Annotated in this window: 24 protein-coding genes; 15 read left to right on the top strand and 9 right to left on the bottom strand. The window is 58.7% G+C overall.

The annotated features are described in order from the left end of the window. The first annotated feature begins 20 nt into the window (after positions 1-20). Positions 21-575: a DUF2244 domain-containing protein gene (locus LA304_RS06455; protein WP_224502288.1), complete on the top strand. Its 555-nt coding sequence runs from the start codon at positions 21-23 to the stop codon at positions 573-575. A gap of 46 nt (positions 576-621) precedes the next feature. Here the strand turns inward: LA304_RS06455 and LA304_RS06450 are convergent, their stop codons facing one another. Then, positions 622-1,074 (bottom strand): GatB/YqeY domain-containing protein, encoded by a 453-nt coding sequence (locus LA304_RS06450; RefSeq protein WP_224502287.1) that lies wholly within the window; start codon positions 1,072-1,074, stop codon positions 622-624. A 216-nt stretch (positions 1,075-1,290) separates the two neighbouring features. On the opposite strand from LA304_RS06450, the gene carA reads away from it, so the two are divergent. Together carA and LA304_RS06440 are read left to right on the top strand one after the other, a co-directional pair. Beyond that, positions 1,291-2,460 (top strand): glutamine-hydrolyzing carbamoyl-phosphate synthase small subunit, encoded by a 1,170-nt coding sequence (gene carA / locus LA304_RS06445; protein WP_224502286.1) that lies wholly within the window; start codon positions 1,291-1,293, stop codon positions 2,458-2,460. Between the two features lie 189 nt (positions 2,461-2,649). After that, a complete protein-coding gene (locus LA304_RS06440; protein WP_224502285.1) occupies positions 2,650-4,698 on the top strand; it encodes a glycosyltransferase family 2 protein in 2,049 nt (682 codons plus the stop codon). 4 nt (positions 4,699-4,702) lie between these two features. Here LA304_RS06440 and LA304_RS06435 read toward each other — a convergent pair whose 3' ends face one another. After that, on the bottom strand, positions 4,703-5,347 hold the full coding sequence (locus LA304_RS06435; RefSeq protein WP_224502284.1) for a GntR family transcriptional regulator: 645 nt from the start codon (positions 5,345-5,347) through the stop codon (positions 4,703-4,705). Between the two features lie 128 nt (positions 5,348-5,475). On the opposite strand from LA304_RS06435, the gene LA304_RS06430 reads away from it, so the two are divergent. From LA304_RS06430 to LA304_RS06420, 3 genes are all read left to right on the top strand, one after another. Then, complete coding sequence (locus tag LA304_RS06430; RefSeq protein ID WP_224502283.1) at positions 5,476-6,135, top strand: pyrimidine 5'-nucleotidase; 660 nt, start codon at positions 5,476-5,478, stop codon at positions 6,133-6,135. Between the two features lie 88 nt (positions 6,136-6,223). Continuing rightward, a complete protein-coding gene (locus LA304_RS06425; protein WP_224502282.1) occupies positions 6,224-6,460 on the top strand; it encodes a hypothetical protein in 237 nt (78 codons plus the stop codon). Positions 6,461-6,555: 95 nt separating this feature from the next. Next, positions 6,556-7,770, top strand: a complete 1,215-nt coding sequence (locus tag LA304_RS06420) for an FAD-dependent monooxygenase (RefSeq protein ID WP_224502281.1) — start codon at positions 6,556-6,558, stop codon at positions 7,768-7,770. 30 nt (positions 7,771-7,800) lie between these two features. On the opposite strand, the gene LA304_RS06415 is transcribed toward LA304_RS06420, so the two are convergent. Beyond that, positions 7,801-8,934: an aminotransferase class V-fold PLP-dependent enzyme gene (locus tag LA304_RS06415; protein WP_224502280.1), complete on the bottom strand. Its 1,134-nt coding sequence runs from the start codon at positions 8,932-8,934 to the stop codon at positions 7,801-7,803. A 262-nt stretch (positions 8,935-9,196) separates the two neighbouring features. On the opposite strand from LA304_RS06415, the gene LA304_RS06410 reads away from it, so the two are divergent. After that, positions 9,197-10,360 carry a Hint domain-containing protein gene (locus tag LA304_RS06410; RefSeq protein ID WP_224502279.1) on the top strand — a complete coding sequence of 388 codons (1,164 nt, stop codon included), beginning with the start codon at positions 9,197-9,199 and terminating at the stop codon, positions 10,358-10,360. Here LA304_RS06410 and LA304_RS06405 read toward each other — a convergent pair. Then, positions 10,344-11,093 (bottom strand): transglycosylase SLT domain-containing protein, encoded by a 750-nt coding sequence (locus tag LA304_RS06405; protein ID WP_224502278.1) that lies wholly within the window; start codon positions 11,091-11,093, stop codon positions 10,344-10,346. The genes LA304_RS06410 and LA304_RS06405 overlap by 17 nt on opposite strands. A 286-nt stretch (positions 11,094-11,379) precedes the next feature. Between LA304_RS06405 and gatB the strand changes: the two genes are divergently transcribed. From gatB to LA304_RS06390, 3 genes are all read left to right on the top strand, one after another. Continuing rightward, entirely contained in the window at positions 11,380-12,897 is a 1,518-nt protein-coding gene (gatB, locus tag LA304_RS06400; RefSeq protein WP_224502277.1) for an Asp-tRNA(Asn)/Glu-tRNA(Gln) amidotransferase subunit GatB, read from the top strand. Positions 12,898-12,936: 39 nt separating this feature from the next. Further along, on the top strand, positions 12,937-13,422 hold the full coding sequence (locus LA304_RS06395; RefSeq protein WP_224502276.1) for a thioesterase family protein: 486 nt from the start codon (positions 12,937-12,939) through the stop codon (positions 13,420-13,422). A gap of 63 nt (positions 13,423-13,485) precedes the next feature. After that, positions 13,486-13,902: a DUF4177 domain-containing protein gene (locus LA304_RS06390; RefSeq protein ID WP_224502275.1), complete on the top strand. Its 417-nt coding sequence runs from the start codon at positions 13,486-13,488 to the stop codon at positions 13,900-13,902. On the opposite strand, the gene LA304_RS06385 is transcribed toward LA304_RS06390, so the two are convergent. Continuing rightward, a complete protein-coding gene (locus tag LA304_RS06385) occupies positions 13,899-14,156 on the bottom strand; it encodes a BolA family protein (protein WP_224502274.1) in 258 nt (85 codons plus the stop codon). The genes LA304_RS06390 and LA304_RS06385 overlap by 4 nt on opposite strands. A gap of 70 nt (positions 14,157-14,226) precedes the next feature. Here LA304_RS06385 and LA304_RS06380 point away from each other — a divergent pair, with 70 nt between their 5' ends. Beyond that, entirely contained in the window at positions 14,227-14,862 is a 636-nt protein-coding gene (locus LA304_RS06380; RefSeq protein WP_224502273.1) for a DnaJ domain-containing protein, read from the top strand. 73 nt (positions 14,863-14,935) lie between these two features. On the opposite strand, the gene LA304_RS06375 is transcribed toward LA304_RS06380, so the two are convergent. The 3 genes from LA304_RS06375 to LA304_RS06365 all read right to left on the bottom strand — a co-directional run bounded on the left by LA304_RS06375 (position 14,936) and on the right by LA304_RS06365 (position 17,762). Continuing rightward, a complete protein-coding gene (locus LA304_RS06375) occupies positions 14,936-15,946 on the bottom strand; it encodes a hypothetical protein (protein WP_224502272.1) in 1,011 nt (336 codons plus the stop codon). Between the two features lie 152 nt (positions 15,947-16,098). After that, positions 16,099-17,067 carry a DUF808 domain-containing protein gene (locus LA304_RS06370; protein ID WP_224502271.1) on the bottom strand — a complete coding sequence of 323 codons (969 nt, stop codon included), beginning with the start codon at positions 17,065-17,067 and terminating at the stop codon, positions 16,099-16,101. 137 nt (positions 17,068-17,204) lie between these two features. Beyond that, entirely contained in the window at positions 17,205-17,762 is a 558-nt protein-coding gene (locus tag LA304_RS06365) for a fasciclin domain-containing protein (protein WP_224502270.1), read from the bottom strand. Positions 17,763-17,990: 228 nt separating this feature from the next. Between LA304_RS06365 and cobS the strand changes: the two genes are divergently transcribed. Then, entirely contained in the window at positions 17,991-18,959 is a 969-nt protein-coding gene (cobS, locus tag LA304_RS06360; protein ID WP_224502269.1) for a cobaltochelatase subunit CobS, read from the top strand. A gap of 186 nt (positions 18,960-19,145) precedes the next feature. Then, complete coding sequence (locus LA304_RS06355; protein ID WP_224502268.1) at positions 19,146-19,544, top strand: hypothetical protein; 399 nt, start codon at positions 19,146-19,148, stop codon at positions 19,542-19,544. A 67-nt stretch (positions 19,545-19,611) separates the two neighbouring features. Here the strand turns inward: LA304_RS06355 and LA304_RS06350 are convergent, their stop codons facing one another. Continuing rightward, positions 19,612-20,220, bottom strand: coding sequence for an NADPH-dependent FMN reductase (locus LA304_RS06350; RefSeq protein ID WP_224502267.1), 609 nt, complete (start codon positions 20,218-20,220; stop codon positions 19,612-19,614). Between the two features lie 224 nt (positions 20,221-20,444). Here LA304_RS06350 and cobT point away from each other — a divergent pair, with 224 nt between their 5' ends. Both cobT and LA304_RS06340 read left to right on the top strand, forming a co-directional pair. Further along, on the top strand, positions 20,445-22,319 hold the full coding sequence (cobT, locus tag LA304_RS06345) for a cobaltochelatase subunit CobT (RefSeq protein WP_224502266.1): 1,875 nt from the start codon (positions 20,445-20,447) through the stop codon (positions 22,317-22,319). Between the two features lie 48 nt (positions 22,320-22,367). Continuing rightward, a complete protein-coding gene (locus LA304_RS06340) occupies positions 22,368-24,149 on the top strand; it encodes an aminopeptidase P family protein (protein WP_224502265.1) in 1,782 nt (593 codons plus the stop codon). Positions 24,150-24,202 lie beyond the last annotated feature (53 nt).

The raw sequence follows: 24,202 nt of genomic DNA, 5'->3' as shown, positions 1-24,202 counted from the left end.
AAAACACATATACCTTAGCCATGCCCTATCTCTGGACACCCGCGTACGACACGCCGATTTCAAACGCCCGCACGACGACGGAAGCCCCGCTTTTTCGTCTCGAGCTTTGGCCGCACCGAAGTCTGAAGGGGCGCGGGTTCTCATGGACGATCTGGATTATGTTTGCGGGCGGGATGATCCCCGTCGTGCCATTCATCGGCACCATCGCATTCTGGATCTTGCTCATCTTTATGATGACGGCTTTAGCGGCGCTCTGGACGGCGCTGCGGAAGTCGGATCGGGACCAGCTACGGGAGGAAATGCTGATCTGGCCGGATCGTGTCGAGTTGTGTCACTGGACCGCCAAAGGCCAGCGCCTGACATGGGACGCCAACCCCTACTGGGTCCGCCTGACGCTTCACCCGAAGAACGGACAGATCGAGAACTACCTCACACTTTCAGGTGCCGGTGCGGAGCAAAACCGCAATGTCGAACTCGGCGCTTTTCTCAGCCCCGATGAGCGCCAACAGCTGCGCGATGATCTCGCATTTGTTCTGGGCGAGATCAAACGCCCTCGCGCGGAAACCTCGACATAAAAAAACAGCCGCCCTTCCGGACGGCTGTTTCTCATCTTAAAAAGAGTCAGGCGAGCTTTTCTTTCACCATCAAACCAACCGATCCGAAGTCGAGTTGGCCGGTGTATTTAGCCTTCAAAGCCCCCATCACCTTGCCCATGTCCCGAATGCTCTCTGCACCGGTGGCATCGATTGCAGAGGCAATCGCGGCTTTGGTTTCCTCTTCCGACAATTGGCGCGGCAGGAACTCTTCGATGACGGAAATCTCGCCACGCTCCTTTTCCGCAAGTTCCAAACGCCCGCCTTCTTCAAAGGCTTTGGCGCTTTCTTGCCTTTGTTTCACCATCTTACCAAGGATCGCGAGAACCTCCGCATCTGTGAGACTGACCTCTTCACCATCAACACGGGAGGCGATTTCCCGATCCTTGATAGCGGCGTTAATCAAACGCAACGTGGCCAGTTTCTCGGTGTCCTTCTCCTTCATCGCCGTTTTCAAAGCGGCGTTGAGTCGGTTTCGCATATCTGTACGGGCCTCATCCCTCATGATGTCGCAAGAGGGAAACATAGCGAAAGAGTGCTCCTTTCTCAACCGCCTATGAGAGCGATAACGGAGGGTTTTCGCTGCGTTGCGGAAAACATGGGCAAACGTAGGGAAATTAGCTATTCTGCTGCCTTGACGCCACGGGAGCCTTTCCTTAGGTTCCGGCCAATTTTGCCCATATAGGAGAGTCGCGCCATGGCATCTGGTCACACGTCCGGAAAACCAACCGCTTGTCTGGCTTTGGCAGACGGGACCATCTTCTACGGGATGGGTTTCGGAGCCACCGGCACCACCACCGCAGAGCTGTGCTTTAACACAGCCATGACCGGTTATCAGGAAATCATGACAGATCCGTCCTACGCAGGTCAGATCGTCACGTTCACCTTCCCGCACATCGGCAACACCGGCGTTAACGCCGAGGATGACGAAACCGCGGATCCGGTTGCAGCGGGTATGGTTGTCAAATGGGATCCGACCCATTCCTCCAACTGGCGCGCTCAGGAAGAGCTCGGCCCGTGGCTTGAAAAGCGCGGTCGCATCGGCATGGGCGGTGTCGACACGCGTCGCCTCACTCGAGCCATTCGTCAGCAAGGCGCACCGCACGTCGCGATTGCACACGATCCGGAAGGTAACTTCGACATCGAAGCACTCGTGAAACAAGCGCGCGGCTTCTCTGGTCTCGTTGGCCTCGATCTCGCCAAAGACGTCACCTGCTCCCAGTCCTACAAATGGGACGAGATGCGTTGGGCATGGCCGGACGGTTTCCCGAAACGTGAGGGCGAAGGCTTCAAAGTCGTCGCTGTCGACTTCGGCGCGAAACGCAACATCCTGCGCTGCCTCGCGTCTGCGGGTTGCGACGTCACGGTTCTCCCTGCGTCTGCCACCGCCGAGGAAGTGCTCGCCCACAATCCGGATGGAGTTTTCCTCTCCAATGGCCCTGGCGATCCGGCTGCGACCGGCGAATATGCCGTTCCGATGATCAAAGGCGTGCTTGAGAAAGACCTGCCGGTCTTCGGTATCTGCCTCGGTCACCAGATGCTCGCCCTCGCCCTCGGTGCGAAGACGATCAAGATGAACCACGGCCACCACGGGGCGAACCACCCAGTGAAAGATCACGACACGGGCAAGGTGGAAATCACCTCCATGAACCACGGCTTCACCGTGGACGCCCAGTCGCTGCCGGAAGGTGTTGTCGAAACCCACGTGTCCCTGTTCGACGGCTCCAACTGTGGCATCAAGGTCGAAGGCAAACCGATTTTCTCCGTCCAGTATCACCCGGAAGCTTCCCCGGGCCCGATGGACAGCTACTACCTCTTTGAACGCTTCGCAGCCGCTATGGCCGAACGCGCCACAGCATCGGCCTGATCCAAGAGATAATCGAATGACGAAAGGCGGGGACTTCCCCGCCTTTTTTCGTTTTTGCATGCAGGCAAGCCCGCTTTTTGGCTTTGGTTAACGAGCCATTCACCAATTTCAGTGCACCCTCCCCCAAACGTTCAACGCGTGTTCTCCACTTGGACGAGCATGTGCGGTTCAGAACAAGAGGGAAATCCGGTGTCCCATCGTGGGGATCAATCTGTAAAAGCGCGTGCGCCTGCCCGACGTCCAATCGGTCAGCTCCTCGTCGATGCCGGCGCTCTCAGTCAAAGCGATCTCTTGCGCGCCGCTGCTATCCGCCAGCGGGAAGATGCCCGGTTCGGCGATATTCTACTGGCGCATGGAATGGTCGATGAAGAGACGCTCTACAAAGCCATCGCCGCACAATTCGATGCAATGGTCGCCGATTTTGTCGCGGAGCCACCTGACGTGCGCCTGATCGACAGGCTCGGGAGCGACCGATGCCTTCGGGATGGACTGCTGCCATGGCGTCAGATCGGGGGCACGGTCGTGATAGCCTCCTGCCGACCGGAAGAATTCCACGCCCAGCGCGAAGCACTCACCACCCTCTTCGGTTCGGTACGTCTTGCTGTTGCGCCAGAAACGGCCATGCACGCGGCCTTACTTCGCACCCGCAGCCGCACCCTCGCCGCGAACGCCGAAACGCGGGTCGCAGAGCCGGAGAGCTGTCGCGAAATGGATTTACGTCTCGCGACGCGCCGCATAACTGGTCTCGCCTTTGTCTGTCTCGCCTTCGCCCTCGCCGCGCCACGGAGTGCTGCGGCTCTGTTCACGGGCTGGGCAATCTTGACATTGGTGCTCGCGTCCGGCCTTCGTTTGGCTGCGGCTGTCGCGCAATTTCGCGGAGCGACGCGACGGCATCAGACCTTTGAGACCGGCCGCAAACAGCGGCGCCTGCCCACCGTCTCGATCATGCTACCGCTGTTCAAAGAGCGCGAGATTGCGAACCGGCTGATCCAGCGCGTCTCCCGCCTCATCTATCCCCGAGAATTGCTCGACATCCTTTTGGTCGTCGAGGAGGACGATCAGGTCACGCGTGACGCCATCGCCGAGACCGAACTACCACGCTGGATACGCGAGATCACGGTGCCAAAGGGCGGCGTCAAAACCAAACCCCGCGCCATGAACTTCGCGCTCGATTTCTGTCGCGGTTCTATCATCGGCATTTACGACGCAGAGGACGCGCCGGATCCCGGCCAAATTCATAAAGTCGCCGCCCATTTCGCGAAAGTCGGGCCTGAAGTCGCTTGCGTCCAAGGCATCCTAGACTTTTACAACGCACGGACAAACTGGCTCTCTCGGTGCTTTACGATTGAGTATGCGAGCTGGTTTCGCGTGATCCTGCCTGGCTACGACCGCCTTGGCCTCACCGTTCCACTGGGAGGCACGACGCTCTTCTTCCGACGTGAGGCGTTGGAGGAACTCGGCGGCTGGGACGCGCATAACGTGACAGAGGACGCGGACCTTGGCATCCGCCTTGCCCGCCATGGCTACCGCACTGACCTGATCCCGACTGTGACCGAAGAGGAGGCCAACTGCCGGTTCTGGCCATGGGTCAAACAGCGGTCCCGCTGGCTCAAGGGCTATGCAATGACCTACGCCGTCCACATGCGAAACCCGCGCGCGCTCTGGCGCGATCTCGGCGCATGGCGGTTTTTCGGCGTTCAGGTGCTCTTTCTCGGCACTCTGTCCCAATTCCTGCTCGCACCACTGCTGTGGTCGTTCTGGAGCTTCCCCCTCGGGTTGCCGCATCCGCTCCGGGGCGTTCTCACAAACGAGGCCCTCACCGCGATTGGTGCCGTCTTTCTCCTGTCAGAGGCGATCACAGTTACAACCGGATTGGTCGCGACCGCGTCGGACAAACACAAATGGCTTTGGCCGTGGGTGCCCACGCTGCATTTCTACTACCCGCTCGCGACACTGGCTGCGATGAAAGGGATGTGGGAGCTCATCTCGAAACCGTTCTATTGGGACAAGACTGCGCACGGGATTCATGATCAAGGTGTCCACTTGCCAAAGACCCTCGAAGAAACGAAGCCCACGACGCTCAAAGGGGCCTACGCGTTCGGGGCCTCAGCGACGCCAAGCGGCCTAGCCGAAGCAGCATCCCCATTCGCGCATGACGTTGTGCAGGCCGCTCTTAATCAGCCACTAAAGCCGCTCAAACGCGGGCTCACATTCGGGCTGAACCTGACGGAGAACTGACCGCTCAGCGTACTTTCTCGGCGTCGATTTTGAGGCGGGTCACAAAGGCAATCGAAATATGTTCGGAGAGCGCCTTGTGCGCCGCATCTCCGTCGCCCGCTTCAATCGCGGACACGATCTGATCGTGCTCACGGATTGCTTCCTCACCGCGTCCTTCTGCGGCGAGCGACGTGGTCGCGAGGAGCGCCATTGATCTGTGAACAAGGTCAAGCTGTTGCACGAGATACTTATTGTGTGACGCGAGGTGGATTTGCTTGTGGAACCGGCGGTTTGCACGGGACATTTCCTCGGGCTTACCAATCAACTCACGGTCCGCCTCGACCATATCCCGCAGCACACGCACCTCTTCGGGGGTGGCATGACGGGCGGCGAGACGAGCGGCCAAACCTTCAAGCTCCGTCCGGACAACATAGAGATCGGCCATCTGGTTATGGTCCAGCGATGCGACAATGAGAGAGCGGCCGTCGCGCGTGAGCATCGACTGTGTTTCCAGACGCTGCAACGCCTCACGGATTGGCGTGCGGGACACCCCGAAGCGGTCCGCCAATTCGCTCTCCACCAGACGATCGCCCGGACGATATACACCCGTGTCGATGGCCTCTAGGATCATCGCATAGGCGTCTTTCTGGCTGGCGCGCGGATCTTTCATATCGCTCTCTTTTCCGTCACTTATCGTTCGAGACTGAACCATAGCCACCCACGCCCCTGAGTATCAAGCGCTAACATGGTCGCAGCGCGCCCTTGCAGTTCAACTATGCGCACCTTAACACGTGAGGCATGACAGCAGACAGTTTCTCTCACGTAAAAACCTGGGTCTTCGACCTCGATAATACTCTCTACCCACCAGAGGCGGCTCTTTTCTCGCAGATCGAAGTCAAAATGACCGACTGGGTATCACGCGAATTGAACGTCACAACGGACGAAGCCAACAAGCTGCGCCGCGACTATTGGGCGGAATACGGCACCACCCTCTCGGGAATGATGGCGCGCCACGGCACCGATCCGTTGCCCTATCTGACATATGTGCACGATATCGATTTCTCGGGCCTTGCCGCAGATGCCGCGCTCAAAGCCGCCATCACGGCCCTGCCGGGGCGGAAGATCGTCTACACGAACGGCTCCAAACCTTATGCGGAGCGGGTGCTTGAGGCGCGTGGCCTCACGGGAATCTTTAACGCGATCTACGGCATCGAGCACGCGGAGTTTCACCCGAAACCCCAGCCGCAGGCCTTCGCGACCGTGTTTGCAGCCGATGGCGTCGCCCCGGAAGAAGCTGCCATGTTCGAAGATGATCCCCGCAATCTCGTGGTCCCCCACGCCCTCGGGATGAAGACGGTCTACGTGGCGCCGAGCCCGCTCGACCCGCCTGCCCCGCACATCCATCATCACACCAATGATCTCGCGCATTTTCTCCGGTCTCTGATCGTCGAGACGTAAGTCGTGCGTCATTCTGCCACCGTGACGGAAAACGCTTCGGTTCTTATCTGTGCCGCAGATAAAAACCATCCGATACCGGAGCACGCACATGACTGACGCGACTTTCGCCGCCAACCTGGCGACCGATTCCCATGACCATTCCCACTCTGAAGAGGGCGTTGCCTCCACCGGCGCCGTCGTCCTGTTTCTGTTGTTCGTAGTCGCCGTCCTCGGCGGCCTCGGCTACGCGGCGTTTGCAATCGGCCCTTGGGTAATCGGTGTCACCGCTGTGGCATTGGTGCCGTTCATCTTCGTCGCCCTCATTCTTCTGACGGTTGGGCGCTAAGCCATTTTCGTCGCCTGTGACGGCCTGTCCCCTTGGACAAGCCGTCCACTTGCGCCTATGTCTTAGCCAAAGACTGTTTCAGGAGTGAGTGAGCCATGACCGCCGCAAAAACCCCCATCCATTCCGTTGATGTCCTCATTTCCGGAGGCGGTATCGCAGGGTTGATCGCAGCAGCGGCCTTTGGCGCGTCGGGGTTCTCGACTTTGATGGTCGACCCGTCGCAGCCCATCATCACAGGCGATGAGGCCGGCTCCGATCTGCGCTCCACCGCGTTCCTCCGCCCCGCGCGGGACCTGTTTGAGAAAATCGGCATTTGGGGCGAACTTGCACCCCATGCGACCCCGCTCGAAGCCTTGCGCATCGTGGACACGGTCGGTCGTCCTTCTGAGATCCGCGCAGAACGTCAGTTCGAAGGCCGCGAGACCGGCGATGAGCCGTTCGGCTGGAACTTCCTGAACTGGGTGATCCGACGCGAACTCGCCCGCGCCGTGCCTAACATCCCGAATGTCGAACTGCGCTACGGTGTCGGGTTCAAAAGTCTCTTCACCCGCATGACCGAGGCCCGCGTTACTCTCACCGATGGAAGTTTGGTGCGCGCGAAACTCGTCGTGGCCGCGGACGGTCGCAACAGCCCGGTGCGTGAGGCCGCAGGGATTGGCGTCAAAACAACGCATTACGGCCAGAAATCTCTGGCCTTCACCGCGACCCACACCCTACCCCATCACAACGTCTCGACTGAGATTTACCGCGAAGGTGGCCCCTTCACCATGGTGCCGCTCCACGACATCGACGGCAAACACGCCTCTGCAATCGTGTGGATGAACAAAGGCCCCTACGCCAAAAAACTCCTGACGATGGAACCGGAGCAGTTCAATGCGGTGATGACGGAACGGTCTGCTGGTCTCTTCGGCGATCTCGAACTCGCCTCCGGCCGCGCGATCTTTCCGATCATCACGCAGGTTGCTGACAGCCTCTCGTCCGAACGCGTCGCGATCATTGCAGAAGCCGCCCACGCGCTCCCCCCGATTGGCGCGCAGGGTCTGAACACGTCGCTCAACGATCTCGCTGAACTCTTGAAGCTATCAGAGGATTTCCGTGGTGACCTTGGCGGGCAGCAGATGCTCGACCTTTACGCAAAAACACGCCATCGCGACATCTCCACGCGCTCAAAGGTCGTGGACCTGTTCAATCGCGTCACCCGGTCCGAGGATGACATCTTGCAACTCGTCCGGCTCTGGGGCCTCAAAGCGGTGCACGATGTCAAACCGGTGCGTATGAAAGTCATGCAGGCGGGCCTCGGTCCGCTTTGAGACGCGCCTGCACGGGGTTCTTAAACGACCTTAAGAAGCCGCCACCGCATCCAGAGCGGCCTCAAGGCGCGCCACAGCCGCATCGACATCATAGAGTTTGTCGAGACCAAAGAGGCCGAGGCGGAAGGTCGAGAACTCTGCGCCCTCATCACACTGGAGCGGCACACCCGCCGCGATCTGCACGCCTTGGGCAGCGAACGCAGAGCCATTTTTGAAGTTCGGGTTGTCCGTGTAGCACACGACCACGCCCGGCGCCTCGACACCTTCAGCTGCAACGGACTTGAAGCCGCGTTCGGCCAGAAGGTGACGCACGCGACGGCCAAGCTCCCACTGCGCCTCGGAGAGTTTGTGGAAGCCGTATTCCTTGGTCTCCATCATGGCATCGCGGAAGGCGCGAAGGGCGTCTGTTGGCATGGTGGCGTGATAAGCATGACCGCCGCCAGTGTAGGCCTCCATGATCGTGAGCCACTTGCCGAGATCAATCGCGAAGGAGCTGGACTGGCGCGACTTCACCACCTCAAGCGCGGCTTTGTTGAGCATCACGAGTCCCGCCGACGGTTGTGCGGACCAACCCTTTTGAGGCGCGGAAATCAGAATATCGACGCCTGTCGCCGCCATATCGACCCACGCACAACCTGACGCGATACAGTCGAGCACCATCAAGCCCCCGACCTCATGCACAGCTTCCGAAATCGCGCGGATATAGGCGTCCGGCAGGATCATGCCGGAGGCGGTTTCGACGTGTGGTGCGAAAACGGCTTTGGGACGCAGTTCGTGGATCTTGCGCACGACCTCTTCGAGCGGCGCCGGAGAGAAGGGCGACTGCGCATCGTTCCCGAGGCGGCGGGCCTTCATGACGGTCTGCGTGGCCGGAATATCCCCCGCCTCGAAAATCTGCGACCAGCGGAACGAGAAAAAGCCGTTCCGGATCACAAGCACATCCTCATCATCCGCAATCTGGCGTGCGACCGCCTCCATCGCGTAGGTCCCACCGCCGGGAACGACGACGGCCGAATCAGCGTTGTAGACCTCGCAAAGCGTGGTGTGGATGTCGTTCATAACGCTTTGAAATGCCTTCGACATGTGGTTGAGAGAGCGGTCCGTAAAGACGACGGAGAACTCCAGAAAGCCATCAGGGTCGATATCGTGGCGCAAAGCAGGCATGATTTTTTCCTTTTCATGGCAGCGCGATGCATTTCAGCCACAGCACTGCAAAAGCGATTTCCAGACCGTCAGAGGGCATGGACAGTGCCATCCGATTTTCGAAAGAACGTCCACGCTTCTTAAACGATTATGCCGTTAAAAAACATCGCGGCCTGAAAAAGACAAGCGGTGCCAAGCCGCACCAGCACTTCAAAACGCACAAGGGGCATGTGCCCTAAAAAGTATAGATAAAATGGTTTACGCGTCACGAGGTTGAGCAGTCATGGCGACTGAAGAGCTGATTTTAATGGGGTCCTCCGTCATCAATGATCCGGAGGGCTATGCAACAGATGCCCAAGGCACAGAGAACGACGGTGCGTATCTCACCGGCGGAGATATGGTGTTCGACAATGACGATATCGTCGTCTTTGTCGCAGAGAATGTGACACCTGCAGGCGCGCTGAGTGATCAGTCGATCATCACAGATATCATCGTATACGACAGCGCCGCGGATTACGTGAACGGCAACGCGCTTTATACCTATTCGCTTTCGACCGGATCGAGTTCCGGCAACGGGCAAGGCGCAGGTCGGAACTGGACAGGCGGACAAACGGGTGACGTCTCGACCACCGTCTACAACATGGGCGACAACTACCTCCACTTCCGCGCCACCCATTTCGAATGTGAAGACCCCAACGCGCCGGCGCTAAATTACATGTTGCTCGCGCCGGGCGTAGACCTGACCTCGGATTTACCCCTGTTCATCCCACACATCGACGACACCGACTACAATGGCAACGGAACGATCGATAACGGAAATGAGAACGGGAACGGGGTTTTCGAAACGAATATCAATATCTTCGCCGAAGAGACGATCGCGAACACGGTGTGTCTCGTGCGGGGGACCCTCATCGATACGCCGAACGGGCCGCGCTATATTGAAACGCTTTCCGAGGGCGATCTCGTTCATACGCTCGACTATGGCCCACAGCCGATCCGCTGGATCGGGTCTCGCCGCGTGCAAGCCGAGGGCCATCTGGCGCCGATCCTGATCAAGCGCGGGGCGCTCGGCAATCTGCGTGATCTAAAGGTCTCTCCCAACCACCGCATGATGATCCGTGGCGCGGAGGCCGAACTCCTCTTTGGGGAACGTGATGTGCTCGTTGCGGCAAAGCATCTGGTGAATGACGACACGATCCGGCGCGCTCCGGGCGGTTTCGTGGATTACTTCCACATGCTCTTTGACGCGCATCAGATCATTTTCGCAGAGGCCTGCCCGACCGAGAGCCTCTTCCCGGGGCAGGAAACGCTCTCTTCTGTGGATGAGGAAGCGAAATCGGAAATCCTCACACTCTTCCCCGAGTTAGAGACCAAAGATAACGTCGTGAGCCTTGCGCGTTATGAACTCCGGTCATGGGAGGCCAAGGCGCTCAAAATGGCGTGTTAGAGGACCGCGCGTCATCAAACGCGATCGCATAGCCGGAACCGGGGCGCAGGAGCGGAACGGGCGAGGATTTGAGAACAGGGCGGCAGAAAGGCTGCGCAGAGAGCCATCTGCGCATGTCCTCGCGCTTCTTCGAGGAATGAAACGGCCCCCAATCGGCGGCGACCCCCTTCATTCCGCGCGAGACAACCTGATCACGCGGCACGGTGACGTTCATGATCCGCACAGCACAGCTCAAGTTCGCCACACCATTCTTTAGCTCCGCCCCCGTCTGCGCACGACATTGACGCCACCGCGCGGTCGAGGGCGCGATCTGGGTCAGTCCGAACCAAGCGCCGCCACCGCCGACCGCGGTCTCGCGCCATGTGCTTTCGTGATAGGACAGCGTGGACAAAAGCCCCGCCCAGAAAGACGCGCGCCCGTGCGCATCCTGAGATTTATACCCCGGACACCAGTTCGAGATATCCTGAGGGACAGTTTTGATCAGTTTCTGACCATGGCTCGAGATGGCATTCATCGAGGCGCGCGTCCAAAGATCGCCTTTCGCGGTGTCCTCCCAGCGCAAATCAGGCATCTGTACCAAGTAAGGGCGAAAGAGAGGCATGGGGCTCTCTGCCAGAGGCGCTTTCTCCGTCGAGATTGGGGGCGTCATAGGTTCTGAAAGCGCAGGCAGCAGCGTCAGCACAGACAGAGCTGCGCCCATCGAGACACGGCGAAGTGCGTGAGTAAAGGCCATTGCGAACGATCCGTCAGAGGCGTAATCGCTCCCGTTCGGGCGCGACCAAGAGAATATGGGGCAAACTATGGTCCTCCCCGCCTGCACGCGCAAGTCACGCGGCGCTGGCAGGGGGCTTCCGGCAAAGTCCCGCCAGAGTGAGCGCAAACACGCGCGCTTCTCCGAAGACACTACACGAAAACCCTCATTTTCCCTCGTTGCCTCACTTGCAAGCCCCTGCCCTCTTGCTCCCCACGCGCCCCTGTCCTAGAAGGCGAAGAAACGCCATCTTGAGGACCGATCTCCGATGCTCGACCATCTCGAATACGCCACCCCGAAGCCCAAAGTCATTCAGGGCGCCAAAGAAGACTGGGAACTCGTGATCGGTATGGAAATCCACGCGCAGGTTTCCTCCGAGGCGAAGCTGTTCTCCGGCGCCTCTACCAAATTCGGCAACGAGCCGAACTCCAACGTGTCCTTCGTGGATGCGGCCATGCCCGGTATGCTGCCCGTCATCAACGAATACTGCGTCGAACAAGCTGTGCGCACGGGCCTTGGCCTCAAAGCAGACATCAACCTGTTCTCCGCGTTCGACCGTAAGAACTATTTCTACCCCGACCTTCCGCAGGGCTACCAGATTTCGCAGCTTTACCACCCGATCGTGGGCGAAGGCGAAGTCATCGTGGACATGGAGCCGGGTGTCGCCCGCAAGGTGCGCATTGAACGCATCCACCTCGAACAGGACGCTGGCAAGTCGATCCACGACATGGACCCGACAATGTCTTTCGTCGACCTGAACCGCACCGGTGTGGCGCTCATGGAAATCGTGTCGCGCCCCGACATCCGCGGACCGGAAGAGGCCGCCGCCTATGTGCTCAAGCTGCGTCAGATCCTGCGCTACCTCGGCACCTGTGATGGCAACATGCAGAACGGCAACCTGCGGGCAGACGTGAACGTTTCGGTCTGCCGTCCAGGTCAGTACGAGAAATATCAGGAAACGCAGGACTTCTCGCATCTCGGCACCCGTTGTGAGATCAAAAACATGAACTCCACGCGCTTCATTCAGGCCGCCATCGACTACGAGGCACGCCGTCAAATCGCGATCCTCGAAGACGGCGGCACCGTCGATCAGGAAACCCGCCTCTATGACGCAGCGAAGAACGAAACCCGTTCCATGCGCTCCAAAGAGGAAGCCCACGATTATCGCTACTTCCCCTGCCCTGACCTTCTCCCGCTGGAGATCGAGCAGGAGTGGGTGGACGATATCGCGAAAACGCTGCCGGAACTGCCGGACGAGAAGAAAGCGCGTTTTGTGAAGAACTTCGGCCTCTCCGAGTATGACGCAGGCGTTCTGACCGCCGAAACTGAAAACGCCGACTTCTTTGAGAAAGTTGTCGCGGTTGGCGAGGATGGAAAGCTGTCCGCAAACTGGGTCATCAACGAACTCTTTGGTCGCCTGAAAAAAGAAGGCCACGAGATCACCGATAGCCCCGTGTCGCCCGAGCAACTCGGCGAGATCGTCAAGCTGATCAAAGCGGACACCATTTCCGGTAAGATCGCGAAAGACCTCTTCGAGATCGTCTACACAGAAGGCGGTGATCCGGCGAAAATCGTCGAAGAACGCGGCATGAAGCAGGTGACCGACACCGGTGCCATCGAGGCCGCCGTGGACGAGATCATCGCAGCCAACCCTGCGCAGGTCGAAAAGGCAAAAGCCAACCCGAAACTCGCCGGTTGGTTCGTCGGTCAGGTCATGAAAGCGACGGGGGGCAAGGCCAACCCGAAAGCGGTTGACGAACTGGTCAAACAGAAGCTCGGCCTCTAAGGATCACAAAGCCGCCTCTCGGGGCGGCTTTTTCATGCCATGACCTTGCCCGTTCCCCATATATCCACGCCCATCGCCGTTCGCCCCGAGTGGGTCGATTACAATGGCCATATCAACATGGCCTATTATGCGGCGATCACAGATGAGGGCGGCGATCAGATGTATGCGCTCATCGGGCTCGGTGAGGCCTATGCGAAGTCCGCGCGCCACACGACCTACACCGCCGAATTCCACATCTGCTACAAGCGTGAACTGAAGCTCGGCGACATCACACGGGTCCGCACGCAGCTCCTCGATTTTGACGCCAAACGCATGATCCTGTTTCACGAAATCTGGCATGAGGACGGCTGGCTGTCCGCGACGGCCGAGGAGCTTTTGCTCCACGTCGATATGTCCGGCCCGCGCGTTGTTCCCTTCCCGCCCGAGGTCGTAGAAAAGCTGACCGCGATGAAAGACGCGCACGCCGCGCTCCCAACACCACCGCAGGCGGGCCGCTCCATATCCCTGTCAAATGGCCCCGCGTGATCGCTGCTATTGACCCTCAGCCTTCCAACGCTAAACCTTGGCTTCGTCATCCAGGAGAGTTCCATGCCCCTCTACGAGTATCTGACCATCCCCGCGCCCCGCAAAGGCGAGAAAGCCAAAGGCGTCAAAAGCGCGGAGGGACGGATTGCACAGGCGATGACGACGCTCCTGAATGAGAAGGCCGCGGACGGCTGGGAATACCTGCGTGCGGACCTCGTCCCGATGGAAGAACGCTCCGGCATTACGTCCAAGACCGTGAACTACCACACGATTCTGGTGTTCCGCCGTGAGGCAGGAATCGCCCCCGCCGTGCCAGAGACGACAGAGGTGGAGGCAGCGCCTAAACCCCTCTCTGCAAGCCGCTCTGTGCCAGAGGCATCAGCCCCCTTCCCGTCCGTCGTCGAAGACGGCGCAGGCGCGAAGGCACGCGCCGTTGCCCCGGACGTCGCGGACGAAATCGCCGAAGACCGCGAGTCCTAAACGTCGAGATCAAGCGCGAGCGCATGGATGCGCGGCACGAGATCGCCCAAGGCTTTGTGCACCATGCGGTGACGCATCACGCGGGATTGCCCCTCAAACGCCGCAGAGCGGATCATGACGTTGAAATGCGTCTCACCCGACAGGCCCTCGACACCTGCGTGGCCCGCGTGGCTTGCGCTGTCGTCCACGATCTCCATCGCAGTGGGCGCAAACGCCTCTGTCAGGCGCTTTTCCATTTCGTCGGCAATTCTCATCTCACCACCCTTTTCCATTTTGTCATTCTCATCTAAAGTCTTGCGTCCGAGTCGAAAAGGTTTGAGGCAGATGGATAAAAAAGACCCCTTCGGTTTTGATATGTCGGTTTCTTCCGCGAAAAAGAACAGACGCGGCGGACGGCGCGGTATGTCTGGCGCGTTCGAGACCTCGAAACGGAAATGCGAGTGGGACGGCTGTGATGAACCCGGCCAATATCGTGCACCCCGCTCCCCTGATCATCTCGATCAGTACAAATGGTTCTGCAAAGAACACGTGCGCGAATATAACCTGCAATGGAACTTCTTCACCAACGCGACAGAAGCAGAGATGGAGCGGGCCTATAAGGATTCCCAAGTCGGCGACCGTCCGACAAAGCCGTTCGGCCGCAAGTCTGTAGAACAGCGCGCGTGGGAACGTTTGGGCATCGACGATGCGCATGAGGTTCTCGGTGAAAACGCGACGCGCAATCCGGGCAAGTCCGATCCCGGTGCCCCGACACGCAAGCTGCCGCCGGTGGAACGTCAGGCCATCGACATTCTTGAGGCCAAAGACCACTGGACCAAGGCCGAGATCAAGAAACAGTACAAGTCCCTGATCAAAATCCTTCACCCCGACGTCAACGGCGGCGACCGCTCTCAGGAAGAGCAGTTGCAACAGGTTGTCTGGGCATGGGACCAACTCAAGGACAGCCGCTGGTTCAAGTGACGAACGGCAGTTGAGAAAAGAAAAAGGGACGGTTCAGGCCGTCCCTTTTTTATTGGAAATGCTGCGTGCGAACCTATCGGTCAGTGACCGTGCTTGGCCCTGTTTGCTCGGATGAGAGGCTTTCCGCACATTTAAATGGTACTCTGGGTATGGGAGTACACATCATTTCGACCCGACGCTTTTCCCAAGCCGCTTCCATTTGCTTATTGTGACTGTCGAGGTCCTTACAATAGACCGTCTGATTGCCATTCCCTAAGCACAGCTTTTCGGCGTTTTGATTGGCCACAGCTATGTGATCGCCGCCGCTCTCACTCATAGTCAGGTGGAATCCGCTCGACGATCCGGAGCCACCGCCCGTCCCATAGACATTCTTGATCGTCTCATAGGTGCCGAGGTTGTAAGAGTAGACTTGGATGGCGTCACGGCCCGCAGCGGTGCTTAGTGAATTGGCAAAGGAGTTCAGGCTGTTCACGTTCCCGGCGCTATACCCCGGCGTGCCGTAGTTGGCGGAAAAGTTTGTGACCGCCGCATTGAATGCATTTGCCCAACTCGCCGCCTCTGCGCGGCGATAGGCCTCAGACCTTTTGATGTTATTTTCTTCCAACGCCAAACCGCTTATGACCTTGGCCTGTGTTTCCTCGAAAGCCTGAATCTCGTCGCCGAGCGTATTGGGCGCACGGAGTTCGAGAGAGTTTTCTACCGCTGCCGTTTCCAAACTGTCGTAAACATTTTGGGCATAACCAAGCTCGTATCCCCGCTCAACCGCCGCCTTATTAACGAGTTTCTGACGACAATCTATGGCCTCCACAAACCAATCGCGTGCGAGCTTGTGAGATTCACGATACTCCCGCGTGGAGTTATACGACGACCGGCCTTTTCTCTCGGTGAGCCAGTCCGTCTTTTCTTGCCGAACACTCTCTTTGTCACCACACTTCTCCGTCGCCTGCGCATCCAAGGTGTTCGCAACGAGCGCATTATTTTGTGCGACCATTTCCGGCAACGTAAGTGTCGGACCTTTCGCGCGGGACGTCTGTGTGTCGGTCGTTCCCGGCTCGACGCAAGCGGTCAGAGTGGTCAGAGCCACGAGGGATGGGAGAAGTATGAAAGAAATTTTCGAAGAGCGCATGACAACCTCGGCACGTAGAATGGAAAACCTTTGGTTCACCGTCCCAATGCGCCGAAGGGCGTCAAGTTTTAAGTAATTAAAATCATAAACTTACGAGACGTAAGGTGCGATCAATGCTGCTTTTTGGGCAGAACACTTTGGATTACGGGATTGATCACTTTGGCCACGATGGGAATGAGGATCAACCCGTAGATCAGGCCGAAAATACCGTCGAAAAAGGCCGTCACGAACCAGTTCACGAAGCCGGCCGCGCTCTCAAAAGCATGTGCAGTCAATTCAGCGATGTGGTGGATGTCTTCATAGGGGTGATGCATCCCGAGTTCATGAAGCCCATGGATCACAATCGACCCGCCGACCCAAATCATGGCTGCCGTGCCGACGATCATGAGCACTTTCATAAGGTAGGGCATGAATTTCACGATCCCGCGCCCGATGGTGCGCGTGACGGACAACCGCCCGACGCGGGCGAGCCAAAGTCCAAAGTCATCCGCTTTCACGATCAGTGCGACACTGCCGTAGACAACGACCGTGATGATAATTCCCGCGAGCGCGAGCGCACCTGCCTGAAACCAGATGGATTGATCTGTGTCGAGCGCCGCGAGGATGATCGTCATAATCTCTGCCGACAGGATAAAGTCGGTCTTCACCGCGCCTGCGACTTTCTGCTCTTCGAGATGGCTTGGGTCTCCCTCTTCTTCCTTGTGCCCGTCCGCATGCGGGGCGTGGGGTTTGAAGAGGTGATAGACCTTTTCCGCGCCTTCAAAACACAGGTAGGACCCGCCGAGCATCAGGAGCGGCGTGATCAGCCACGGTGCGAAACTCGCGAGCAAGAGCGCAGCGGGCAGCAGGATCAGGAGTTTGTTGCGGATGGACCCCAACGCGATCTTGCCCACGATCGGCAATTCGCGGGCGGGGGCGAATCCGGTCAGGTATTTCGGCGTAACTGCCGCATCGTCAATGACCGCGCCAGCCGCCTTGGCAGAGGCTTTTGCTGCCTGAGAGGCGATGTCATCAACATTCGCCGCCGCCACTTTCGCGATCCCCGCGACGTCATCCAATAGTGCCAGCAGGCCGCTCATGTCATTGTCTCCACACGGACTTTCATTTGTCCTTATCTAGGCACACCGTTACGCCGAGGCAAACCCGATCCAAAATAAAAAAGGGCGCCCCGACCGGAGCGCCCTTCCCCACATGGGCCCTGACAAGGCCTCGGAGATTACATAGCGGGAAGCAATACGGTGTCGATCACGTGGATCACGCCATTCGACTGATCGACATCGGCGATCGTCACGGTCGCGGTGTTGCCCTGTTCGTCTTCGATCATCACCATGCCGTCTTTGACCATGGCGTTGAGGGTGCAGCCGCCGACGGTCGGGATTGCGTGAACACCGCCATCATCCTGGATCATGCCGACGAGCGCTTCGGACATCACATCCGCTGCGACCACGTGACAGGTGAGAATTTTGGTGAGCTGGTCTTTGTTCTCTTCCATCAGAAGCGATTCAACAGTGCCTTCAGGCAGAGCGGAGAATGCCGCGTTGACGGGCGCGAAGACGGTGAACGGTCCTTCGCTTGCAAGCGTGTCCACGAGACCGGCGGCCTGAACGGCGGCAACGAGGGTCGTGTGATCGGCCGAGTTCACAGCGTTTTCGACGATGTTTTTGTCAGCGTACATGGCGGCACCGCCGACCATCGGGTTCTTGCCCATCTGCCCATCGGCAAAAGCGGCAGTGGCGACGAGGGCGGCGGCGGCGGTCGTAAGAATGCGTTTCATTTGTGTATCTCCCTTTATGGACCCCAACTTTGCGTCAGAGTTACCGGGACTACGGGGCGAGCTGTGAACTTGGATGAATGTGGTTCATTCACAAACACACACGTATTCGTGAGGCCCGTTCCGAGTTGCAGAGGTCGCCTTGCAGAAATGCCCCCGCTCTCCCCTTGCACCCATGGATCAGACAGGGCAAACAGGTGCGGACGAAATTTAGCCAACACGAGGCCACATATGGACGCCAATCTCAAACCGACCGAAGTCATCTCCGTGCGCGACGTTTTTGGCATCGACACGGACATGACCGTCAAAGGCTTTGCCGAGGCGACCGACCGTGTGCCGGATCTGGACCCGACCTACAAATTCGATCCGGAAACCACCCTCGCAATTCTTGCAGGGTTCTCACACAATCGCCGCGTGATGATTCAGGGCTATCACGGCACGGGTAAATCCACGCACATCGAACAGGTGGCCGCGCGTCTCAACTGGCCGTCGGTGCGTGTGAACCTCGACAGCCACATCTCCCGTATCGACCTCATCGGTAAAGACGCGATCAAACTCGTGGACGGCAAACAGGTCACTGTCTTCCAAGAAGGCATCCTGCCGTGGGCGCTGCGCAACCCCTGCGCCATTGTGTTCGACGAGTACGATGCAGGCCGCGCCGACGTGATGTTCGTGATCCAGCGCGTTCTGGAACATGACGGCAAACTCACGTTGCTCGACCAGAACGAAGTGATCACGCCGAACCCGTATTTCCGCCTCTTCGCGACGGCGAACACCGTCGGCCTCGGCGACACCACCGGCCTCTACCACGGCACTCAGCAGATCAACCAAGCGCAGATGGACCGTTGGTCCCTCGTTGCGACGCTCAACTATCTGAGCCACGATGCAGAGAGCGCCATCGTTCTGTCCAAAGCGCCGCATTACAACAACGAGAAAGGTCGTCAGACGATCTCTCAAATGGTTTCTGTGGCCGACCTGACCCGGACCGCCTTCATGAACGGCGATCTTTCGACCGTGATGAGCCCGCGGACCGTGATCACCTGGGCGCAAAACGCTGAAATCTTCCGAGACGTCGGCTATGCGTTCCGCCTGACCTTCCTCAACAAATGTGATGAGCTGGAGCGCCAGACCGTCGCCGAGTTCTACCAGCGCTGCTTTGACGAGGAACTGCCGGAATCTGCGGCCTCCGTCGCCGGCTAAACTGCGCCACAATCAGATGTTTTAGACGGGCTCTCCTCGGGGGCCCGTTTTCTTTGCGCGCCAGTCGCATCGAGGCGCCGTCCAAAGTGTATATTTCGAGTATATCAGAAGTATATACAAAATTCTTGCCAGACTCCCCCTCACGCCCTAGCGTGAATGTAACGGTTCCATGACAAGGGGGCGCGCATGGGAATAACTCTGGGGAAGATCAAAACACATTCGTGGGGAACGGCGATCGTCGCAAGCCTCTGCTGCATCACTCCGGCCGTCGCGGCCACGAGCACGTCATCCTCCTCTCTCGCACGGCACTTTGCATATTGCGCAGGTCGCCTGTCCGCCGATGCGGCACATTTCGAGGATCACGATTTATATCTGCTCAAAGAGCAAATGCTCGATTTACTTGCTGCAACTATCGATCCGGCGGACGCCGAAACATTTGAGGAACTGCGCATTGCGGGCCATGTCGCACAGTCCGAATTACGTGCGACAACGCGGTTTTCCTTTGATCAGGCAAAGGCAGAGCGGGCCGAAACGATCGCATCCGAGCAACTCACACAGTGTCGAAGCATGCTTCTCGGCGGCTGATCCACAAAAGAGAAGACCCGCTTGGGGGGAAGCGGGCCTTCTACGAGGGACGTCGTTGCGCGTGATCTTAGGCGGCTTCTGCCACTGCCTCGGTTTCACGTGCGGATTTGGTTGCGAACGTCCACCAGGCGAGATCGCCCAGCATCGCTTCAACAGAGGGGAGGATGTTGGCTTCGATGGTGGAGAAGTCTTCGCCTGCACCAAGCGGGGAAACTTTGAAGAAGTCGGAACCGGAGATGTGCACGGAGGCGCGAACCGGAACCATCTGGAGGTTGATGACAGAGCCACGCAGGTGCTCGATTGCGCGGGCTGCACCCACAACACCGTATCCGAGGAATGCGGCCGGCTTGCGGACCCATTCTTTACCGGCTTGGTCGAGTGCGTTCTTCAGGGACGCCGGGATAGAGGAGTTGTATTCTGCGGTCACAAAGATGTAGCCGTCGAATTCAGCCATTTTTTCCTGCCATTTGATGGCGTTCAGGTCTGCAGACGGCATCCAGAGGTTGGACGCCATTTCATTGAACAGCGGCAGATCGAAGTCACGCAGGTCAACGAGTTCGAAATCGAGATCGGTGTTCAGTTCTTTGGCTTTTTCGAGGAGCCAGTTGGCAGGCGTGTCAGCAAAGCGGGCGTCACGGGTGGTGCCGATGACGATAGCGATTTTAGGTGCGCTCATAGTGTAGTCCTTTCATTCTGTGCGCAGCAGTTGGGAGGAGGAGGAGAGGTCTGCGCACCGTCTGCACTCAAATAATGCCGCACACGGAATCGTTTCAATCTTATGTTTTGCGCGAAAATGCGCAGAACCTGTGCGATGTGCAGGCGACTTCCTGTGCAATGACGAATAGGCCGCGCAATGCGCTTTCCCTTGCTCAGCCCCTTTCCGCGTGGTTTAACAATCGCATGAGTAAGCCCATCGAAAACCCAGCCGATCCGTTCAAAAAAGCCCTCGCAGAGGCCACCAAAGTGATGGCCGATGACAGCGAATTGACGGTGACCTATTCGATGGACCCAGCAGGTCTGAGCAACGACACCATGCGTCTTCCGCAGGTGTCGCGGCGGATGAGCAAGGAAGAGGTTCTGATCGCGCGCGGCACCGCCGATGCGTTGGCGCTTCGCCACAGGTTTCACGACAAGGGCCTGTTCAACCGCTATGCCCCGCAGGGCCAGATGGCGTTCGACATTTACGACGCGCTCGAAAGCGCCCGCTGCGAAGCCGCAGGTGCCCGCCACATGCCCGGCACCGCGAGCAATATCGACGCGAAAATCGACAACGATGCCCTGCGCCGCGGGTACGACGGGATCAAGAATCGCGAAGATGCGCCGCTCGCGCAGGCGATGGGATATTACCTCCGCGAAAAGGCAACGGGCCGAACCCTGCCGAAATCAGCAGAGAACGTCCTTGATCTGTGGCGCGACTTCATCGACGGCCAGACCGTCGAAACCTTCGACAATATCGACGACCTGCTCGAAGATCAGAAGGGTTTTGCCCGCCTCGCCCGCCGCATCATCGAAGAGCTCGGCTACGGCGATCAGCTCGGCGAGGACCCCGATCAGCCCGATCCCGAAGAAGACCAGTCCGCCGAAACCGACGAGCAGGAAGAAGAGCCTCAGGATCAAGGCGAAGAGCAGGAGCAGGAAGACGAGAGCGACGCTCAATCCGAGAGCACGCAAGAAGAACAGCAGGACATGCAGGAAGCGACGCTTTCTGACACCGACCTGTCAGATGAGGACATGACCGAAGAGGTCGAGCTTCCGCAGGAAGAGGCAGAGGTCGAACCGCCGCAGCCCGCCCCTGTGTCCGATGCGGACCCGAATTATCTGGTCTTCTCCTCGGAGCATGACGAAGAAATCATGGCCGAAGAGCTCGCGGAACCTGCAGAGCTTGAGCGTCTGCGCGCGTATCTCGACCAACAGCTAGAGCCGCTGAAGGGCGCTGTGTCGCGCCTCGCCAACAAATTGCAGCGTCGCCTTCAGGCGCAACAGAACCGTTCTTGGGAATTCGACCGCGAAGAGGGTATTCTCGACGCTGGCCGCCTCGCCCGTGTGGTCGCCAACCCGACGACGCCGCTGAGTTTCAAAGTCGAGAAAGACACAGAGTTCCGCGACACCGTCGTGACCCTGTTGCTCGATAACTCCGGCTCTATGCGCGGTCGTCCGATTTCGATCGCTGCCATCTGTGCCGACGTGCTCGCCCGCACGCTGGAGCGGTGCAACGTGAAGGTCGAAGTCCTCGGCTTTACCACACGCGCGTGGAAAGGTGGCTTGAGCCGCGAAGAATGGCTGAATTCCGGCCGTCCGCAGCATCCGGGCCGCCTCAATGACCTGCGCCACATCATCTACAAATCCGCCGACGCCCCGATGCGCCGCACCCGCGCGAACCTCGGCCTGATGATGAAAGAAGGCCTTCTGAAGGAAAACATCGACGGTGAGGCGCTCGAATGGGCGCACAAGCGGATGATGAGCCGTCCGGAAGCGCGTAAGATTCTCATGGTGATCTCGGACGGCGCGCCTGTTGACGACAGCACGCTGTCTGTGAACCCCGCGAACTACCTCGAAAAGCACCTGCGCGACGTGATCGGCATGATTGAGAAACGGCGTCAGGTCGAATTGCTCGCAATCGGGATCGGCCACGACGTGACCCGCTATTACGACCGCGCCGTCACGATCACCGACGCCGAGCAACTCGCCGGTGCGATGACAGAACAACTTGCCTCGCTGTTCGATTCCGACCCGCGGGCCCGTGCGCGCGTCATGGGCATGCGCCGCGCCTCCTGAGAGGCATACAATTAGTTCATTGAGAGATGCAGAAAGGACCATTGCAAAATGTTCCAGACCTTTGACGTGACTGCGCGACCGGAACAGGCCGCGCCGCGTGTGACCGCCCTTCGTTCCGCGATGCGGGATGTCGGAGTGGATGCCTTCCTCGTGCCCCGCGCGGACGCCCATCAGGGCGAATACACCGCGCCCTGTGATGAGCGACTGGCGTGGCTCACGGGCTTTACTGGCTCTGCGGGCTTTGCCGTGATCCTCGCGGGTGAAGCCGCGCTTTTCACCGATGGTCGCTATACGGTTCAGGTGCGCGAGCAGTGCGACGGCGAGATCTTTGACTTCATCGATTGGCCCGCGACCGGCCTCGGAGACTATCTCCTGAAAACGGATGCAAAAAAGATCGGGTTCGATCCGTGGCTCCATACAATTGATGAAATTTCGCGCCTGAAATCTTTGCTCAAAGGCACGGACAAGGAATTGATTCCGACCCCCAATCTCGTGAACCGGATTTGGCAGGACCGCCCCGCGCGCCCAGCTAATCCCGTGATCAAGCAGCCCTTTGAGCTTTCAGGAAAGACCTCAGAAGAGAAGTTTGTCGAGATCGGCGACGCCATACGCAAGAGTGGTGCCGAAGCAGTTGTTCTCACCCTGCCCGATAGCATCTGCTGGCTCTTGAACATCCGGGGAACCGATGTCGCGCACAATCCGGTCGTTCAAGCCTTCGCAATCCTGACCACGGACGGCAAGCTGTCGCTATTTGACGCCAGAGAGAAATATGACGCACTCGGCCCCGATCCGCGCATCTCGGTCCACTCCAGAGACGCGTTTTCTGCGGCCCTCTCTGAGCTCACCGGCCCCGTCCTCGTCGACATCAAAACCGCGCCCGAGGCTGTCAAAGCCCTGCTGTCTGAGGCGGAGCTGGTCGCAGGAGATGATCCCTGCATTCTGCCCAAGGCGTGCAAAAACAACGCTGAGCTTGAAGGCGCGCGTGTTGCGCATTTGCGCGACGGGGCGGCGATGGTGGAGTTTCTTTACTGGCTCTCCGAGCAACCGATCGAGGACCTCACGGAAATCGAGGTCGTCAAAAAGCTGGAGGCCTTTCGCGGTGCTACGGGCGCTCTCAAAGAGATTTCATTTGATACGATCTGCGGGACCGGCGCGCACGGCGCCATCGTGCATTACCGCGTCACTGAGGACACCAACAGCGCGCTCCATGAGGGCGAATTGCTTCTGATCGACAGTGGCGGCCAGTATCAGGACGGCACCACAGACATCACGCGGACCGTCGCTCTCGGCGACCCGGGATTTGAGGAACGTGCCGCTTTCACTGCGGTGCTTCAGGGGATGATCGGGATCTCGACCACCCGCTTCCCCAAAGGAGTCGCAGGTGCACACCTCGATGCCCTCGCCCGCGCGCCGCTCTGGCGGCAGGGACGTGACTATGATCACGGAACCGGCCATGGCGTCGGCTCCTACCTGTCCGTCCATGAAGGCCCGCAACGCATCTCGCGCCTCTCCACGCTCCCGCTCCGGCCGGGCATGATTCTGTCCAACGAACCCGGTTACTACCGCGAAGGAAAGTTCGGCATTCGGATTGAAAACCTGATCGTCGTCCAAGAGGCCCCCGCCCTTGATGGCGCAGACGATCGCACCATGTTCGCTTTCGAAACCCTGACCTTTGTCCCCATTGACCGCAACCTCATCCTCGCGGATGAATTGGCGCCATGGGAACGGGACTGGCTCAACAGCTATCATGCGGAAGTTTGGGAAAAAATCGGCCCGCGCGTTTCCGAGGAAGCCCGTGCATGGTTGCGACAAGCGGTTGCACCAGTCTGACATATACCTGACGCACAAACCCTGATAGGGTGCGCGCGACTTAAGAATAGAGG

Origin of the sequence: Celeribacter litoreus (assembly GCF_020165855.1) — a bacterium.
GTDB classification, from domain to species: domain Bacteria; phylum Pseudomonadota; class Alphaproteobacteria; order Rhodobacterales; family Rhodobacteraceae; genus Celeribacter; species Celeribacter litoreus.
The sequence above is the reverse complement of the archived record's forward strand: the minus strand, read 5'-3'. Positions and strand labels throughout refer to the sequence as shown.